General features: G+C 73.0%; 17 protein-coding genes. 11 read left to right on the top strand and 6 right to left on the bottom strand.

What is annotated here, in order from left to right; all coding sequences use genetic code 11:
- Nucleotides 1–14: 14 nt before the first annotated feature.
- Entirely contained in the window at nucleotides 15–398 is a 384-nt protein-coding gene (locus HTZ77_RS02370; RefSeq protein WP_175587725.1) for a MarR family winged helix-turn-helix transcriptional regulator, read from the bottom strand.
- Between the two features lie 60 nt (nucleotides 399–458).
- On the opposite strand from HTZ77_RS02370, the gene HTZ77_RS02365 reads away from it, so the two are divergent.
- Complete coding sequence (locus tag HTZ77_RS02365; protein WP_205301962.1) at nucleotides 459–1895, top strand: MFS transporter; 1437 nt, start codon at nucleotides 459–461, stop codon at nucleotides 1893–1895.
- 236 nt (nucleotides 1896–2131) lie between these two features.
- On the top strand, nucleotides 2132–2827 hold the full coding sequence (locus HTZ77_RS02360) for an AMIN-like domain-containing (lipo)protein (protein ID WP_175587724.1): 696 nt from the start codon (nucleotides 2132–2134) through the stop codon (nucleotides 2825–2827).
- Nucleotides 2828–2878: 51 nt separating this feature from the next.
- On the opposite strand, the gene HTZ77_RS02355 is transcribed toward HTZ77_RS02360, so the two are convergent.
- Nucleotides 2879–4072 carry an RNA-guided endonuclease InsQ/TnpB family protein gene (locus HTZ77_RS02355; protein WP_175587723.1) on the bottom strand — a complete coding sequence of 398 codons (1194 nt, stop codon included), beginning with the start codon at nucleotides 4070–4072 and terminating at the stop codon, nucleotides 2879–2881.
- A 110-nt stretch (nucleotides 4073–4182) separates the two neighbouring features.
- On the opposite strand from HTZ77_RS02355, the gene HTZ77_RS02350 reads away from it, so the two are divergent.
- The 9 genes from HTZ77_RS02350 to HTZ77_RS02310 all read left to right on the top strand — a co-directional run bounded on the left by HTZ77_RS02350 (nucleotide 4183) and on the right by HTZ77_RS02310 (nucleotide 11495).
- On the top strand, nucleotides 4183–4530 hold the full coding sequence (locus HTZ77_RS02350) for a cupin domain-containing protein (protein ID WP_175587722.1): 348 nt from the start codon (nucleotides 4183–4185) through the stop codon (nucleotides 4528–4530).
- Between the two features lie 77 nt (nucleotides 4531–4607).
- A complete protein-coding gene (locus HTZ77_RS02345) occupies nucleotides 4608–5681 on the top strand; it encodes an adenosine deaminase (protein ID WP_175587721.1) in 1074 nt (357 codons plus the stop codon).
- Nucleotides 5678–6292 carry a hypothetical protein gene (locus HTZ77_RS02340; RefSeq protein ID WP_175587720.1) on the top strand — a complete coding sequence of 205 codons (615 nt, stop codon included), beginning with the start codon at nucleotides 5678–5680 and terminating at the stop codon, nucleotides 6290–6292. Before HTZ77_RS02345 ends, HTZ77_RS02340 begins: the two co-directional genes overlap by 4 nt.
- Before the next feature lie 80 nt (nucleotides 6293–6372).
- Nucleotides 6373–7254: a MerR family transcriptional regulator gene (locus HTZ77_RS02335; protein WP_175587719.1), complete on the top strand. Its 882-nt coding sequence runs from the start codon at nucleotides 6373–6375 to the stop codon at nucleotides 7252–7254.
- A 17-nt stretch (nucleotides 7255–7271) separates the two neighbouring features.
- Nucleotides 7272–8150: an RNA polymerase subunit sigma-70 gene (locus HTZ77_RS02330; protein WP_235994284.1), complete on the top strand. Its 879-nt coding sequence runs from the start codon at nucleotides 7272–7274 to the stop codon at nucleotides 8148–8150.
- 15 nt (nucleotides 8151–8165) lie between these two features.
- The gene (locus HTZ77_RS02325; RefSeq protein ID WP_205301961.1) at nucleotides 8166–8669 is read left to right on the top strand and encodes a GyrI-like domain-containing protein; all 504 of its coding nucleotides are present in this window, start codon (nucleotides 8166–8168) and stop codon (nucleotides 8667–8669) included.
- A gap of 135 nt (nucleotides 8670–8804) precedes the next feature.
- Nucleotides 8805–9716, top strand: coding sequence for an NAD-dependent epimerase/dehydratase family protein (locus HTZ77_RS02320; RefSeq protein WP_175587717.1), 912 nt, complete (start codon nucleotides 8805–8807; stop codon nucleotides 9714–9716).
- Nucleotides 9713–10636, top strand: a complete 924-nt coding sequence (locus tag HTZ77_RS02315) for an RNA polymerase sigma-70 factor (protein ID WP_175587716.1) — start codon at nucleotides 9713–9715, stop codon at nucleotides 10634–10636. Before HTZ77_RS02320 ends, HTZ77_RS02315 begins: the two co-directional genes overlap by 4 nt.
- Before the next feature lie 28 nt (nucleotides 10637–10664).
- Entirely contained in the window at nucleotides 10665–11495 is an 831-nt protein-coding gene (locus HTZ77_RS02310) for an NAD(P)H-binding protein (protein WP_175587715.1), read from the top strand.
- Between the two features lie 65 nt (nucleotides 11496–11560).
- On the opposite strand, the gene HTZ77_RS02305 is transcribed toward HTZ77_RS02310, so the two are convergent.
- From HTZ77_RS02305 to HTZ77_RS47990, 4 genes are read right to left on the bottom strand one after another with little or no spacing between them, the layout of a single operon-like run.
- Nucleotides 11561–13213, bottom strand: a complete 1653-nt coding sequence (locus tag HTZ77_RS02305; RefSeq protein ID WP_175587714.1) for a phospho-sugar mutase — start codon at nucleotides 13211–13213, stop codon at nucleotides 11561–11563.
- Complete coding sequence (locus HTZ77_RS02300; RefSeq protein WP_175587713.1) at nucleotides 13210–14013, bottom strand: purine-nucleoside phosphorylase; 804 nt, start codon at nucleotides 14011–14013, stop codon at nucleotides 13210–13212. Before HTZ77_RS02300 ends, HTZ77_RS02305 begins: the two co-directional genes overlap by 4 nt.
- Before the next feature lies 1 nt (nucleotide 14014).
- Nucleotides 14015–15343 (bottom strand): M20/M25/M40 family metallo-hydrolase, encoded by a 1329-nt coding sequence (locus HTZ77_RS02295; protein ID WP_175587712.1) that lies wholly within the window; start codon nucleotides 15341–15343, stop codon nucleotides 14015–14017.
- The gene (locus HTZ77_RS47990) at nucleotides 15340–16320 is read right to left on the bottom strand and encodes an Lrp/AsnC family transcriptional regulator (RefSeq protein WP_175587711.1); all 981 of its coding nucleotides are present in this window, start codon (nucleotides 16318–16320) and stop codon (nucleotides 15340–15342) included. Before HTZ77_RS47990 ends, HTZ77_RS02295 begins: the two co-directional genes overlap by 4 nt.
- Between the last annotated feature and the right edge of the window lie 29 nt (nucleotides 16321–16349).

Raw genomic sequence — 16349 nt, 5'->3', positions numbered from 1 at the left:
ACGGGTGCGTCGGCTCAGGCGACGGGGACGGGTGCGTCGGCGAAGACCTCGGCGAGGACCGCGCGGTGGGTCGGCAGCGCCGCCGCGTGGCGGGTGCGCCCCTCGTCGGTCAGGCACACGAACACGCCGCGCCGGTCGACGTCGCACGCTCCGCGCAGGACGAGCCCGGACTTCTCCAGCCGGGCGACCACGCGTGACAGCGCGCTCTGGCTGAGGTGGACCTCGTCGCACAGCTCCTGGAGCCGCAACTTGCGCTCGTGACCGGCGAGCCGGTCGAGCACCTCGAACTCGCTGGCGCCGAGCCCGTGCTTGTCGCCCAGCTCGCGCTCCAGCATGCACATGGTCCTGGCGTGCTTGGCCAGGACGTCGTGCCACACAACGACGAACGCCTCGTCCATGACGCGGAGGTTACCACTCCGCGAAATCCCATGCAACGGAATTAAATGCGTTTGCATTAGATGCGGATGCATGTAATGTACGGACCCATGTCGTCTTCCTCATCTCGTTGGGGCGCGCTCGCCGTGCTCTGTGCTGTGATCTTCCTTGACGCCCTTGACGTGTCGATGGTCGGTGTGGCGTTGCCTTCCATCCAGCACGATCTGGGGTTGTCCACGTCATCCCTCCAGTGGGTCGTCAGTGGTTACGTGCTCGGTTACGGCGGCTTGCTCCTGCTCGGCGGCAGGACCGCCGACCTGCTCGGGCGACGCAGGGTGTTCCTGGTCGCTCTGGGCGTCTTCGCCGTCGCCTCGCTGCTCGGCGGCGTCGTGGACGACGGGACGCTGTTGATCGTCGCCCGTTTCGTCAAGGGCGTGGCCGCCGCCTTCACCGCCCCGGCCGCCTTGTCGATCATCACGACGACGTTCCCGGAGGGCCCGGAGCGCAACAGGGCGCTGAGCATCTTCACCGCCTGTGGCGCCAGCGGCTACTCGCTCGGCCTGGTGATCTCCGGTCTGCTCACCGAGATCGGCTGGCGCTGGACCCTGCTGATGCCCGTGCCGATCGCCATCATCGCGCTCGTCGCCGCGCTGAAGGTGCTGCCCCGCGTCGCCGAGGACCGCGCCGAGGGCGGCCACGACCTGCTGGGCGCCGTCCTGATCACGGCCTCGATGCTGCTGCTGGTCTTCACCGTCGTGCAGGCGCCCGAGGCCGGCTGGGGCTCGGTGCGCACCATCGGCTCGCTCGTGGCCAGCGCCGCGCTGCTCGGCCTCTTCGTCGTCGCCGAGCTGCGGATGCGTCACCCGCTGGTGCGTCTCGGCATCCTGCGCTCCGGCTCGCTCGTCCGCGCCAACCTCGGCCTGCTCATCCTCATGGGCTCGTACGTGGCCTTCCAGTTCGTCGCCATGCAGTACTTCCAGAACCTGCTCGGCTGGTCCGCCCTCGGCACGGCCCTCGCCTTCCTGCCCGCCGGCCTGCTGGTCGCGGTGACGTCCACGAAGATGGGCGACTTCGCCGACCGGTTCGGCACCGGCAAGCTCATCGTCATCGGCGCCGCCGCGCTGGCCGGCGGTTACGCGATGTTCCTCGGCATCGACGAGCGGCCCAGCCTGGGCGGCCTGGTCATCCCGGGCATGCTCCTGCTCGGCGTGGCGTTCGCGCTGTCGTTCCCGTCGCTGAACATCCAGGCCACCAACGGCGTGGACGACGACGAGCAGGGTCTGGCCTCCGGCCTGCTCAACACCTCCGGCCAGGTCGGCGGCGCGATCGTGCTGGCCGTGGTCACCGCGGTCCTCACCTCCGGCCCGGCGGGCGGCCTGTCCATCGGCGCGCTGCGCTCCGCGATCGTGGTGTCGCTGATCCTCGCCGTGGTGGGGCTCGGGATCTCGGCCTTCGGGCTGCGTCCCGCCAAGCCCGCCCTGGCGGAGGAGCCCGAGGTCAAGGCGTACGAGACCGTCTGACCCGCAGCCGCCCACCGGAGATCCCGGACCGGGGGCGCGACTCCTGAGCGCGAAGGGCCCCGCGACGGCGGCGGGGCCCTTCGCCATGTGCGGGCACCGTGACGACATGCGGGCACCGTGACGACGTGCGGACACCGTGACGACCGCGCCCGCCGGTCGTCACGGACCGCGCCGCCGATCATCACCGACCGCGCCGGTCGGGCTTCGCGGAGGCCCCGGCCGGGCATTTCCCCGGTATGAGCACGTCATCCCCGGCCCCGGCGCGTCCGGCGGCGCGGCTTCGCCTTCTCACCGGGCTCGCCGTCCTGGCCGCCGTGGCGCCCCTGGCGGCCTGCGGGGCCGGCTCGGGCGGCGCCACCACCGCGACCGTCTCCCCGGAGCCGACCGCCCCCGCACGGCCCGGCGAGGACACCGCCTCCGGCCCGGCCGCCACCCCCGCCCCCTCCGCGTCCGGCACGCCCGCCACCGGGACCGCCCGCCCTGACGAGCTCGCCCCCACGCCCCTGCCGACCAGCACCGCGCCCGTACGGGTCGAGCGCGACCGCGGCGAGCCCGTCGTCGTGACCGGGGTCCGCGCCGGCCGCCACGAAGGGTTCGACCGCGTCGTCGTGGACCTCAAGGGCGGCATGCCCGGCTACACCGTCCGCTGGGTGGACGAGCTGGAGCAGGACGGCTCCGGCAAGCCCCTCGACCTGGACGGGCGCCCCTGCCTGTACGTCCTCCTCACCCCCGCCCAGGCGCACACCGACGACGGCACCCCGACCTGGACCGGCACCCCGCTCACCCAGCCGCTCGGCAACGTCGCCCGGATCCTCAAGGCGGGCGACTTCGAGGGACGGGTGAGCGCCGGGATCGTCGCCGCCTCCAGGACGCCGTTCCGGGTGCGCGAATACACCCGGCCCGACCGCCTGGTCATCGACGTGGCACACTGACACGGTGTTGACATCCTCCCCCGCCTGAACGCGGGGGGATTCCAACGGCAGCTACCCCACGAGGAGAAGGTCGCGTTGAGGTTCGCGGTGCATCGGCCCGGCAACCCGTGGCCCTTCCCGCGCAGACACGGCATGCCCTGCCGCCAGTTCGATGTTCCTGGCCGCGTTCACATCAGCGTTGCAGGCGTATCCGCAGGACCGGCAGCGGAAGTCGGCTTGGCTCTCGCGCGACTTCGCATCCACGATCCCGCACGCAGAGCACCGCTGGCTCGTGAACGCGGCGTTGACCTTGGCGATCCGCCCAGGTGCCTTGTGTTCCAGTCGTTGGACGAGCCGGCCCCATGCGGCGGCCATGATCGACCGGTTGAGGCCCGCTTTCTGGCGGACGTTCCGGCCGGGCGCTTCGATGGTGCCTTTGGCCGACGTGGTCATGTTGCGGATCTTGAGGTCTTCGACAGCGATCATGTCGAACCGGCGTGCCGGATCGGTGGAGGTCTTCTCCACCCAGTCCTTGCGTCGGTGGGTCTCTCGCGCCTTCAGCTTGGCGATGGCCTGCTTGACCTTGCCGCGCCGGTTCGATCCCCGCTTGGCCCGTGCCAGCTTGCGCAGGAGCCGCAGCAGGCGCACCTTCTCGGGGTCGCGCAGGCCGGGAGCGTTCAGCATCTCCCCGGTGGACAGGGCGGCCGACACGGCAACACCCCGGTCCACGCCCACCACCTCGCCCGTGTCGGGTGCGGGGATCGGTTCCGGGATCGCGGCGAATGCCACATGCCAGCGTCCCGCCCGGTCGCGGGTGATGCGGTAGGACTTCACGCCGTCGATGACAGTACGCGACCAGCGAAACCGGACCCAGCCGATCTTGGGGACCTTCACCGCGCCGACGTTGCCGGACAGGCGGCGTACGTCGCCCGCCTTGACCGCGACGATCCGGAACCCTTCGCCCTGGGCGCGCTTACGCCACGTCGGGCGGCGGTGCGTCCCGCCGAAGAAGTTCGCCAGGGCTTGGGCGAAGTCCTTGAGTGCCTGCTGCTGCACGATGATCGACCCCGCCCGCAGCCACTCGGATTCCGCTCGCGCCTCGGTCAGCTGGCGGCACTGCTCGGCGAACCCGGGTGCGCTCTTGCGTCCCGGCCGCCAGAGCGCGTGCTGCTCACACGCCAGATTCCACACGTACCGGGCGTGCCCGCAATGCTCGGCCAGCGCCTGCTCCTGGGCAGGCGTCGGCGTCAGGCGGTAGCGGGACATGCCGATCAACCTACCGACCGTCACCGACAAAACCGGGAGATCAGAGTGTCCGACCGTTCCGACTTTCCTGCCCGCCCTGAAGGACGGGGCCTCCAGCCTGTAGGTATTCGGTGAGAAGGATCGAAGGACCCACGCGGATCCCGGTGCCCGGCGGCAAGCTCATCGACGAGCACATCGGCCGGGTCAACAGCGGCGACGAGGCGATCTCCGTCGCGCACATGGTCGCGCCGCCCGGCTGGGAGGAGCCCGCGCAGACGCCGTCGTTCACCGAGTACACCGTGGTACTGCGCGGCACGGTCCTCGTCGAGCACGCCGGGGGCGTCACCGAGGTGTCGGCGGGGCAGAGCGTCGTGTCGGAGCCGGGGGAGAAGATCCGCTACAGCGCCGGGCCCGAGGGCGCCGAGTACGTCGCGGTCTGCCTGCCCGCCTTCAGCCCCGAGTCCGCCGGCCGCGAGTGACCGCCTCCCGGCGATGACCGGGCGGGCGTGTCGTACGCGTTCCCTGGGGCGGACGAGAGGCCACATATCATGGCCTGATGAGCCCCACGCTTGACGAGATCCGCCGGGCGCCCAAGGTGCTGCTCCACGACCACCTCGACGGCGGCCTGCGCGCCGAGACGATCGTGGAGCTGGCCCGGGCGGCCGGATACGGCGGCCTGCCCACGACCGACCCCGACGAGCTGCGTCAGTGGTTCGAGGAGGCGTCCGACTCCGGGTCGCTGGAGCGCTACCTCACGACGTTCGACCACACGGTGGGCGTCATGCAGACCCGCGAGGCGCTGATCAGGGTGGCCGCCGAGTGCGCCGAGGACCTCGCCGCCGACGGCGTCGTCTACGCCGAGGTCCGCTTCGCGCCCGAGCAGCACACCACCGCCGGGCTCAGCCTCGACCAGGTGGTGGAGGCCGTGCTGGAGGGCTTCCGCCAGGGTTCGGAGGGGCGCGGCATCCGCGTCGGCACGCTGCTGACCGCGATGCGCCACGCCGCCCGCTCGATGGAGATCGCCGAGCTGGCCGTGCGCTACCGCGACGTCGGCGTGGTCGGCTTCGACATCGCCGGCGCCGAGGCCGGCTACCCGCCCACCCGCCACCTCGACGCCTTCGAGTACCTCCAGCGGGAGAACGCCCACTTCACCATCCACGCCGGCGAGGCGTTCGGGTTGCCGTCGATCTGGCAGGCCATCCAGTGGTGCGGCGCCGACCGGCTGGGACACGGCGTGCGCATCATCGACGACATCTCCGTGGCCGAGGACGGCACCGCCAAGCTCGGCCGCCTGGCCGCGTACGTGCGCGACAAGCGCATCCCGCTGGAGATGTGCCCCACCTCCAACCTGCAGACCGGCGCCGCCCGCTCGATCGCCGAGCACCCCATCGGGCTCCTGCGCCGCCTGTACTTCCGCGTCACGGTCAACACCGACAACCGGCTGATGAGCTCGACCAGCGTGTCGGAGGAGTTCGCCAAGCTGGTCGAGGCGTTCGGCTACGGCTGGGACGACCTGCAGTGGTTCACGGTCAACGCGATGAAGTCGGCGTTCCTGCCGTTCGACGAGCGGCTGGCGCTGATCAACGGCGTCATCAAGCCGGGGTACGCGCGGCTGAAGTGGCAGCCGTGAAGCAGTCCTACCGGTCGAGGTTCGCGTTCGTCCTCGGATGGGTGTGGGTGGCGTTCGCCGCCCTCAACGTCTACGACCTGATCGCCCGCTACAACGGCAAGCCGGCGCTCGTGGCGCTGGCCGTGCTGGCCGTCCTGACCGCGCTCGTGTACGTGGTCGCGCTCCGGCCGGTCACGCGCTTCACCGAGGACGCCCTGATCGGCCGCAACCCGCTGCGCACGACCGCCGTGCCCTGGGCGTCGGTCGAGGAGGTCACCGTCTCCCACTCCATCAACGTCCGCCACGGCGCGGGCGAGCTGCTGCGGCTGTGGACCCCGGTCAGCAGCGCCCGCGAGCGGGCCAGGGCGCGGCGCCGGGGCGCCGCCGCGCCGCCGCAGCGGGGCCGCTTCCGCACCGAGCCCACGCTGACCAAGGGCGAGCAGAACGCGGCCGACGCGCTGTCCGGCAAGACCCACGCCGACTGGGTGGGGGAGCAGATCACCGAGCGCGCCGAGTCGGCCCGGCACCGCGGCAAGGAGGCGGCTCCGGCCCGGGTGTCGTGGGCGTACGACTCGTTCGCGGCGATCGTCCTCGCCGTGGTCATGGTGGTCGTCGCCGTCGCCGCGGGCTGACGCCCCCCGTCGCCGTACGGTGGCGCCTCCGGCACCCGGTTGACCCTGACACCGTGTGAGGTCCTACACCTGGAGCGGTCATGTTCGGCATCGGAGACTTCGCCAGGCTCGGGCTCGTGTCGGTGCGCATGCTGCGCCACTACGACGCCATCGGCCTGCTACGCCCCGCGCACGTGGACCCGGTCACCGGCTACCGCTCCTACCAGGCGGCCCAGCTCTCCCGGCTCAACCGCGTCGTCGCGCTCAAGGACCTCGGCTTCACCCTGGAGCAGGTCAGAGCGATCCTCGACGACGAGGTGAGCACCGAGGAACTGCACGGCATGGTACGGCTGCGCCACGCCGAGCTGGAGGCGCGCATCAGCGCCGACCGGGCCCGCCTGCGCGGCGTCGAGGCGAGGCTCCGCGCGATCGAGAGAGAGGGCGGCATGGGAACCGCGGACGTGGTGGTCAAGAAGGTGGCGCCGATGCGGGTGGCCGAGCTGAGCGCGCTCGCCCCGAGTTACGAGCCCGAGGCGATCGGCCCGGTCATCGGGCCGCTCTTCGGCGAGCTGTGCGCGCGGCTGGACGCGGCGGAGGTGTCGCCGGTCGGTCCGTCGGTCGCGTACTACCTGCCGGAGGGGGACGGGCCGGTGCGGGTCCACGCCGCGTTGCCGGTCTCCGCCGAGCCGCCCGCCGGCGGGGGGCTGCGGGTCGTCACGCTGCCGGGCATCGAGACGGCGGCGACGGTCGTGCATCACGGGTCCATGGACGGGGTGGGAGCGACGTTCCAGGCGCTGGCGCACTGGATCGAGGAGAACGGGTACCGTTCGCTGTCGCTCGGCAGGGAGGTGTACCTGCACTGCCCGGAGGAGGAGGACGCGTGGGTGACAGAGCTGCAGATCGAGGTGACCTCGCCCGGCACGGCCCCGCGGACCTCGGCGGCCACGGGCCTGCGGACCTCGAACGGCACCGCGACGAGCTGACCGGCTACTGCTACCGCATGCTCGGCTCCGGGTTCGAGGCCGAGGACGCGGTGCAGGAGACCCTGGTCAAGGCGTGGCGCGGCCTCGACCGCTACGACCCGGGCCGCGCCTCCGTCCGGTCCTGGCTGTTCGCCATCGCCACGAACGTCTGCCTGGACATGCTGCGCGGCCCCCAGCGGCGGGCCCGCGCCATGGACCTCGCCCCGGCGGCCGCCCCCGGCGCGGGACTGGGCGCGCCGCTGCCGGAGGAGCGCTGGGTCCTGCCGCTGCCCGACGGCCGCCTGCCGCCTCCCGACCCGGCCGAGCTGGCGGTGGCCAGGGAGACGGTGCGGCTGGCGTTCGTGGCGGCCCTGCAGCGGCTGCCGGCGCGCCAGCGGGCGGTGCTGATCCTGCGCGAGGTGCTGCGCTGGAGCGCCGCCGAGGTCGCCGGCCTGCTCGGCATGAGCGTCGCCGCGGTCAACAGCGCCCTCCAGCGGGCCAGGGCCGCCCTCCCGGCCGCGCCGGACACGTCGTACGAGGAGGTGGACGAGGACCTGCTCGGCCGGTACGTGGACGCCTTCGAGCGGTACGACGTCGAGGCCCTCGTCGCGCTGCTGCACGAGGACGCCACGATGGCGATGCCGCCCTACACCTGGTGGCTGCGCGGCCGGGACGCCATCGGCGCGGTCCTGCGGGCGGCCGGGGCGCCCTGCGCGGGGTCCCGGCTGGTGCCGGCCGGGCGGGCGAACGGCGCCGCGGCCTTCGGCCAGTACCGGGAGGGGCGGCCGTTCGCGCTGGTGCTCTTCGAGACCTCGGGCGGGCTGGTCACGGGCCAGACCACCTATCTCGGGGACCGGCTGTTCCCGATGTTCGGCCTGCCGATGAGTTCGTCGCCCCGGCTCCGTACCAGTGGGTGAGAGAAGGAGGAACCCATGACCATGCCCCGCATCGTGGAGCATCCCGACCGCCCCTACGTCGGCGTGCTCCGGACCATCACCATGACGACCTTCGGCGAGGTGGCCGACCGCATCCCCGAGCTGATCGCCTGGCTGGGACGGCAGGGCGTCGCCCTGGCCGGCGCGCCGTTCCTCAGGTACCGGGTGATCGAGATGGCCGCCGACCGCCTGGAGGTGGAGGCGGGCGTGCCGATCGCCCGGCCCCTGGACGGCTCACTCGCGGAGGAGGCCGGCTTCTTCGCCGCCGCGCTCCCGGCCGGGCGCTACGCCACGGTCACCCACCATGGGCACCCCGACCGCCTGGCCGGCGTCATCGGCGACCTGCTGGCCTGGGCGGAGAAGGAGGGCCTGACGTGGGACCTGGCGCAGCGCGACGGCGTCGAGCGCTGGGGCTGCCGCCTGGAGCTCTACGAGACCGACCCGCGCGTCGAGCCCGACCCGGCGAACTGGGACACCACGCTGGAGTTCCGCCTCGCCTGACCGTCACCAGAGCACCTGAGCGCCTGAGCGCCTGACCGTCATCACCGGAGGACCGCCGCCCGCCATGTCACAGGCGGGCGGGCTGTCTCGTCTCGGGTAGCGGAGACAGACACGTGCGTCGGGAAGGTGATGGTCATGCGGGTGTTCGTGGCCGGCGGGGCCGGGGTGTTGGGGCGGCGGCTGGTGCCACGGCTCGTGGCGCGCGGCCACGAGGTGACGGCGACCACGACGAGCGCGGCCAGGCTAGGCCTGCTGGAGCAGTTGGGCGCCGAGGCGGTCGTGATGGACGGGCTGAACGGGCGGTCGGTCGGTGAGGCCGTGGCCCACGCCCAGCCGGACGTGATCGTTCACCAGATGACGGCTATTTCCGGCAAGCCTGACATCAAGCACTTCGATCGCTGGTTCGCCGTCACCAACCGGCTGCGCACCGAGGGGACCGACCACCTGCTGGCCGCCGCCGAGGCGACCGGGGTGTCGCACGTCGTCGCGCAGGGCTACGCCTCGTGGAACGGCATCCGCCAGGGCGGATGGGTCAAGACCGAGGAGGACCCGCTGGACCCCACCAGCACCGGCCAGGGGGCACGGGCGATCCGGCACCTGGAGGACGTGGTGCTCAGGGCCGGGGGCGCGGTCCTGCGCTACGGCGCGTTCTACGGGCCCGGCGCCACCGACGACCAGGTCGAGCTGGTGCGCAAGCGGCAGTACCCGGTGGTCGGCGACGGCGCCGGCTACAGCTCGTGGGTGCACCTGGACGACGCGGCGGGCGCCACCGTGCTGGCGGTGGAGCAGCGGGCGAGGGGCGTGTTCAACATCGTGGACGACGAGCCGGCCCCGGCCCGCGAGTGGCTGCCCCACCTGGCGGCGTGCGCCGGGGCGAAGCCGCCGATGCGCATCCCCGTCTGGCTGGCCCGGCCGCTGGCGGGCAGGGCGGCGGTCGCGATGATGACCGAGGGGCGCGGCTTCTCCAACGCCAAGGCCAAGCGGGAGCTCGGCTGGGAGCTGCGTTACCCGTCCTGGCGGCAGGGTTTCGAGGAGGAGCTGGCATGAGCAGGGCGCAGGAGTTCCAGGAGCTGCGGCCGTTGCTGTTCTCGATCGCCTACCGGATTCTCGGCAGCGTCAGCGAGGCCGAGGACGCGGTGCAGGAGACCTGGCTGCGCTACGAGTCCTCCCCGACCCGGCCCGCCTCGGTCAAGGCGTTCCTGTCGGCCACGGTGTCGCGGATCGCGATCGACGTGCTGCGCTCGGCGCGCGTGCGCCGGGAGGAGTACGCCGGGCAGTGGTTCCCCGAGCCGCTGCTGGCCGACCCGTACGAGGACCCGGAGCGCTCGGCAGAGCTGGCCGACTCGGTGTCGATGGCGGCCCTGCTGCTGCTGGAGCGGCTCAGCCCGCTGGAGCGGGCGGTCTTCGTGCTGCGGGAGGTGTTCGGGTTCGGCTTCGCGGAGGTCGCCTCGGCGGTGGGCCGCTCGGAGGCCGCGTGCCGCCAGCTCGCGGTGCGGGCGCGCCGCCACATGGACGCCGGACGCGCCCGGTTCGAGGCGGATCGCCGGGAGCGGGAGGAACTCGCCGGACGCTTCTTCGACGCCTTCCGGGAAGGGGACGTCGACGGGCTGCGGGAGTTGCTGGCCGCCGACGTGCGGATGGTCGGTGACAGCGGCGGCAAGGCCCCGCTGTGGGGCAAGGGCGTCTTCGGCGCCGAGAACGTGGCCCGGGTGCTGGGCTCGATCGTCGCGCCGTTCCTGCGGATCGGCGGCGCGGTGGAGCCGCACGAGATGAACGGCCAGCCGGGCGCGATCTTCCGCGACCGGGACGGCAGGGTCGTCAACACCTTGCTGCTCGACGTCCTGGACGGGCAGGTCCAGACGATCCGCGCGGTGATCAACCCCGACAAGCTGCGGCACCTGGGGCCGGTGGCGGACGCCTGGGCGGTCGTCCGCGAGGCCAACCAGGCCCGCCGGCCCACGCACTGAACGACAGGAGACCTTCACCATGATTCTGGTGACCGGTGCCACCGGCAACGTCGGGGCCGAGGTCGTCCGCATGCTGCTCGACGGGGGCGAGAAGGTGCGCGTGATCAGCCGCGACCCCGCCGCCCACTCCTTCCCGGGCGGCGTCGAGGTCCTGCCCGGCGACCTGACCCGGCCGGAGACCCTGACGGAGGCGCTGTCCGGCGTCGAGCGGGCGTTCCTGTTCCCCGTCTTCGCCGGGCTCGGCGGATTCCTCGACGCGGCGCGGGCCGCCGCCCTGCGGCACGTCGTGCTGCTGTCGTCGCAGACCGTCACGTTCTCCACGCCCGGGTGGATCGGGGAGCAGCACCTGCGGCTGGAACGGGCCGTCGAGGCGTCCGGGCTGCCGTGGACGTTCGTGCGGCCTGGCGCGTTCATGACCAACGACCTCGCCTGGGCGCCCCAGATCCGCGACGACGGGGTCGTCCGCGGGGTGCACGGCGAGTCCGCCCTGGCGCCCGTCGATCCGCGCGACATCGCCGCGGTCGCCGTACGCGCCCTCCTCGACCGGCGTACCGGCGAGGCGTTCCTCCTGACCGGGCCCCAGACGCTGACCCAGATCGAGCGGGTGCGGATCATCGGGGAGACGATCGGGCGGCCGCTGCGGTTCGAGGAGCAGAGCCGCGAGGAGTTCCGGGAGCGGATGCTGCGCCACGGCATGCCCGCACCGGTGATCGACGAGCTCATCGACGGGTTCGCCGCGAGAGTCGGCGAGCCGGACGAGGTGGTGCCGACGGTCGAGGAGGTCACCGGGCGACCGGCGTTCACCTACGCCCAGTGGGTGGCCCACCGCGCGGCGGCGTTCGGCGCGGCACCGGCCTGACGACGCGCCGCTGGGGCGCGGGACGTCCGGCCGGGTGCGGCGGTCGCCCGGCCGGATCCGCGAGGTCAGTGCAGGTCGAGGGCCTTCGTCAGGTCGGCCCTGAGGGCGTCGAGGGCGCGCTCGGCCTCGGCGCGGGCCGCCGGCACGTCGCCCGTGACCGGGACCACCACCTCCAGGTAGCACTTGAGCTTGGGCTCCGTGCCCGAGGGACGCACCACGACGCGGGCGCCGCCCGACAGCGTGTAGCGCAGGCCGTCGGTCGGCGGCAGGCCGCCGTCGCCGCGGCTCAGGTCGTCGGCCCGCTCCACCGTGCGGCCGCCCAGCGCGGCCGGGGGAGTGGCCCGCAGCCGGGCCATGGCGCCGGCGATCAGCGACAGGTCCTCGACCCGGACCGAGAGCTGCGAGGTGGCGTGCAGGCCGTAGCGGCGGGCCTGGTCGTCCAGGAGGTCGAGCAGCGTGCGGCCGTCGCGCTTGGCCGCGGCGGCGATGGCCGCGACCGTGAGGGCGGCGCCGATGCCGTCCTTGTCGCGCACCGGCAGCCCCGCGCCGGACCCGACGCTGTAGCCGATGGCCTCCTCGTAGCCGAACACCAGGCCCGGACCCGCCTTGATGATCCACTTGAACCCGGTCAGGGTCTCGCCGTAGCGGACGCCGTGGGCGCGGGCGATCTTGCCGAGCAGGGTGGAGGAGACGATCGTCGTGGCCACCATGCGGTCGCCCGTGGTGTGGGTGATCACGTGCTCGGCGAGCAGCCCGCCCACCTCGTCGCCCGTCAGCATGCGCACCGACCCGCCGGCCAGCGGCACGCCCACCGCGCACCGGTCGGCGTCGGGGTCGTTGGCCAGGACGAGGTCGGCCCCCGTGCGGGCGGCCAGCGCGGCGGCGAGGTCCATGGCCCCGGGTTCCTCGGGGTTGGGGAAGGCCACCGTCGGGAAGCCGGGGTCGGGGTCGCGCTGCTCCTCGACCCCCATCGGGCTCGCGAAGCCCGCCCGCAGGAACGCGTCGGTCAGCGTGGCGCCGCCGACGCCGTGCAGCGGCGTGTACGCCACCCGCAGGTCGCGGGCGTCGCCCAGCGGCAGCGTGGTCACCGCGTCGATGTAGTCGTCCACGAGCTCTTCGCTCAGCTCGGTCAGCGTGCCGGGCGTGCCGAGCGGCAGCTCGTCGACGCGGCCCACGGCCTCGATCGCCGCGGAGATCTCACTGTCGATCGGCGGCGTGATCTGCGAGCCGTCGCCCCAGTAGACCTTGTAGCCGTTGTCGCGGGGCGGGTTGTGGCTGGCCGTGACCATGACGCCCGCGTCGGCCTCCAGGTGGAGCACGGCGAACGCGAGCACCGGCGTGGGCAGCGGGCACGGCAGGATCGAGGCGTGCAGCCCGGCGCCGGTCAGCACGGCGGCCGTGTCGCGGGCGAACACGTCGGAGTTGCGCCGGGCGTCGTAGCCGATGACCACGTGCCTGCCGGGGCCGAGCACCGTGGCGAGACCGGCGGCGGCGCGCATGACGGTGACGCGGTTCATGCGGTTGGGCCCCGCGCCCAGCTCGCCGCGCAGCCCGGCCGTGCCGAACTCCAGCCGGCGCCCGAACCGGTCGAGCAGCGCCTCGGTGTCGCCCGCGTCGAGGAGGGCCGACAGCTCGGCCCGGGTCTCGGGGTCGGGGTCCTGGGCCAGCCAGGCGCGGGCGGCGGCGACCAGGTCGGTGGAGGAGGTGTCGCCGGTCATATGCGGTCGATGACCTTGGCCAGCAGGATGCCCATGCGGGCGGCCGTGGCGCGGCCGACCTCCAGGACCTCGGTGTGGTCGAGCGGCTGGTCCGACAGGCCCGCCCCGGGGTTGGTCACCAGCGAGACGCCGAGCACCTCCAGCCCGGCCTCGCGGGCGGCGACGGCCTCCAGCACCGTGGACATGCCGATGAGGTCGCCGCCGAGCGTGCGCAGCATGCGGATCTCGGCGGGCGTCTCGTAGGTGGGACCGCGGAAGGCGACGTAGACGCCCTCCGCGATCGAGGGGTCGACCTCGTGGACGAGCGCCCGCAGCCGCTTGGAGTAGACCTCGGACAGGTCGATGAACGTGGTGCCGGTGATCGGGTTGGCGCCGGTCATGTTGATGTGGTCGCTGATCAGCACCGGGTCGCCCACCCGCTGCGTCTCGGGGCGCAGGCCCCCGGCCGCGTTGGTCAGGACGAGCGTGCGGACCCCGGCGGCGGCGACGGTGCGCACGCCGTGGACCACCGCGTCGACGCCCCGGCCCTCGTAGAGGTGGCTGCGGCCGAGGAGGACGAGCGCGTGCCGGCCGCCGCCGGTGCGGACGAGGCGGAGCTTGCCGCCGTGCCCGGCGACGGCGGGGGCCGCGAAGCCGGGCAGGTCGGTGAGCGGGATCTCCGTCACGACCTCCCCGAGCGCGTCTGCGGCCGGGACCCAGCCGGAGCCCATCACGAGGGCCACGTCGAAGGTGTCGAGGCCGGTCGCGGCTTTCAGCGCCGCGGCCGCCTCACCGGCCAGTTTGTACGGGTCGTTGGTCACCTCAGTAGTTTAGGAGGAGCCTGTCGAGCACCCGCACGCCGAACTGGAGCGCCTCGACCGGCACCCGCTCGTCCACGCCGTGGAACATCGACGCGAAGTCCATGTCCCCCGGCAGTCGCAGCGGCACGAAGCCGAAACCGCGCACGCCGAGGTCGGCGAAGAAGGTCTTGTTGTCGGTGCCGCCCGACATGCAGTACGGGACCGCCCGCGCCGTCGGGTCCTCCGCCTTGAGCGCGGCGATCATCGACTCGACCAGGGCGCCGTCGAACGAGGTCTCCAGCGCGATGTCGTGGTGGACGAACTCGCGGCGCACGTTCGGGCCGATCAGCTCGTCCACGGTCTTGAAGAACTCGTCCTCGTGCCCGGGCAGGAAGCGGCCGTCCACGACGGCGCTCGCCCGGCCGGGGATCACGTTGGACTTGTAGCCGGCGTCGAGCTGGGTGGGGTTGGTGGTGTGGCTCAGGGTGGCGCCGACGAAGCGGACCAGCGGCCCGATCTTGTCGAGGACCGGCGCGGGGTCGTTCTCGTCGAAGGGGATGCCGAAGGCGGCGGCGACCTCGGTGAGGAACGTGCGGACCGTCGGCGTGAGGGTGATGGGCCACTCGTGGGCACCGATCCGGGCGACGGCCCGGGCGATCTCGGTGACGGCGTTGTCGGAGTTCAGCATGGAGCCGTGCCCGGCGGTGCCGTCGGAGAGGAGCCGCATCCAGGCCAGGCCCTTCTGCGCGGTCTCGATGAGGTAGAGCCGCAGCGACGGGTCCACCTCCAGGGAGTAGCCGCCGACCTCGCTGATCGACTCGGTGACGCCCTCGAACAGCTCCGGGTGGTGCTTGGTCAGGTGCTTGGCCCCGTACACGCCGCCCGCCTCCTCGTCGGCGACCCAGGCGAAGACGAGGTCACGGCGCGGCCGGCGGCCGTCGCGGGTGAGCTGACGCAGGACGGCGAGCATCATCGCGTCCATGTCCTTCATGTCGACGGCGCCGCGGCCCCAGATGTAGCCGTCGCGGATCTCGCCGGCGAAGGGGTCCACGGACCAGTCGGCGGCGTTGGCGGGCACCACGTCCAGGTGGCCGTGGACGAGCAGCGCCGGCAGCGACGGGTCGGTGCCCTCCACGCGGGTGATCACGTTGCCGCGGCCGGGGGCGCTCTCGATGTAGGTGGCCTCGATGCCGACCTCGGCGAGCCGGGCCATGACGACCTCGGCGGCCGCGCGCTCGCCCGGACCGCTGCCGTCGCCGTAGTTGCTGCTGTCGACGCTGATCAGCTCGGTGCAGAGCTCGGCGACCTCGTTCTCGGCGGGGGTCGTGGCAGGGGTCTCGGCGGAAGTCATGGTGTCCTTTCCAGGGTGAGAAGGCCGGACTTGCGGAGATGGCCGCGCTTGTAGGCGCGGGTGATCAGGGTGACGTCGGTGCCGGTGACCTCGTGCAGGTCGCCGACGACCTCGGTGAGCAGGCGGTACAGGGCGGCCTCGTGGGCCAACGCCACCTGCACGATGAGGGAGTGGGTGCCCGCCGTGGCGGCGCAGTAGCGCACGTGGGGGTGGGCGGCCAGGGTGCGGCCGACCCTGTCCAGCCCGTCCGGGCGCACCTTGAGCCAGAGCTGGGCCTCCACCTCCAGGCCGAGCAGGGCGGGCTCGACCTCGGCCCGCAGCAGCAGCACCCGGCGTTCGAGGAGCGAGGCGACGCGCCGCCGGGCCGTGGGCACGGAGACGTCGAGCCGCTCGGCGATGGCCGTGAAGGCGATGCGGCCGTCGGCGACGAGCAGTTCGGCGATCTCCTGCTCCAGCGGCGACATGCCGTCCTCGTCGGGCAGGGGGCCGCCCGCGGCGGCCGGGCGCAGCTCCGCCACCTCCTGCTCGGTGAGGTACGGCGCGTGCCACTCGGCCACGGTGCGGAACGTGTGCAGCACGACCTGGGTCTGCGTCTGCAGGACCCCGTCGATCGCGGGCACCTGCGCGGTGATGATGTCGTGCAGCGCCTCGCGCGAGGGGGAGACCAGCTCGCAGCCGATGTCGGCGACCCCGGTCAGGGCGTAGACCGAGCGGGTGTCGGGCCGGTCGGACAGGGCCTTGGCGACCGCGGCGGCGGTGCCGGGCCGGACCTGGACGTGCAGGTGGACGGGGCGTCCGTGACCGGAGCGGAGGTCGTCGTAGATCGCGGTGACACGGACGGCTCCCTCGGCGACCAGACGCTGCAACCGGCGGGCGACCGTGCGCTCGTGTTCGCCGACCGCCCTTCCGATCTCACCCCACGCCGCGCGCGGGCTGACCTGGAGGGCGGCGACCAGCCGGCGGTCGAGAACGTCCACTGAGAGCCGTTTCTATGTCGGGTTTGTAA

This window comes from Nonomuraea montanisoli, assembly GCF_013363975.1.
GTDB lineage: Bacteria > Actinomycetota > Actinomycetes > Streptosporangiales > Streptosporangiaceae > Nonomuraea > Nonomuraea montanisoli.
The sequence above is the reverse complement of the archived record's forward strand: the minus strand, read 5'-3'. Positions and strand labels throughout refer to the sequence as shown.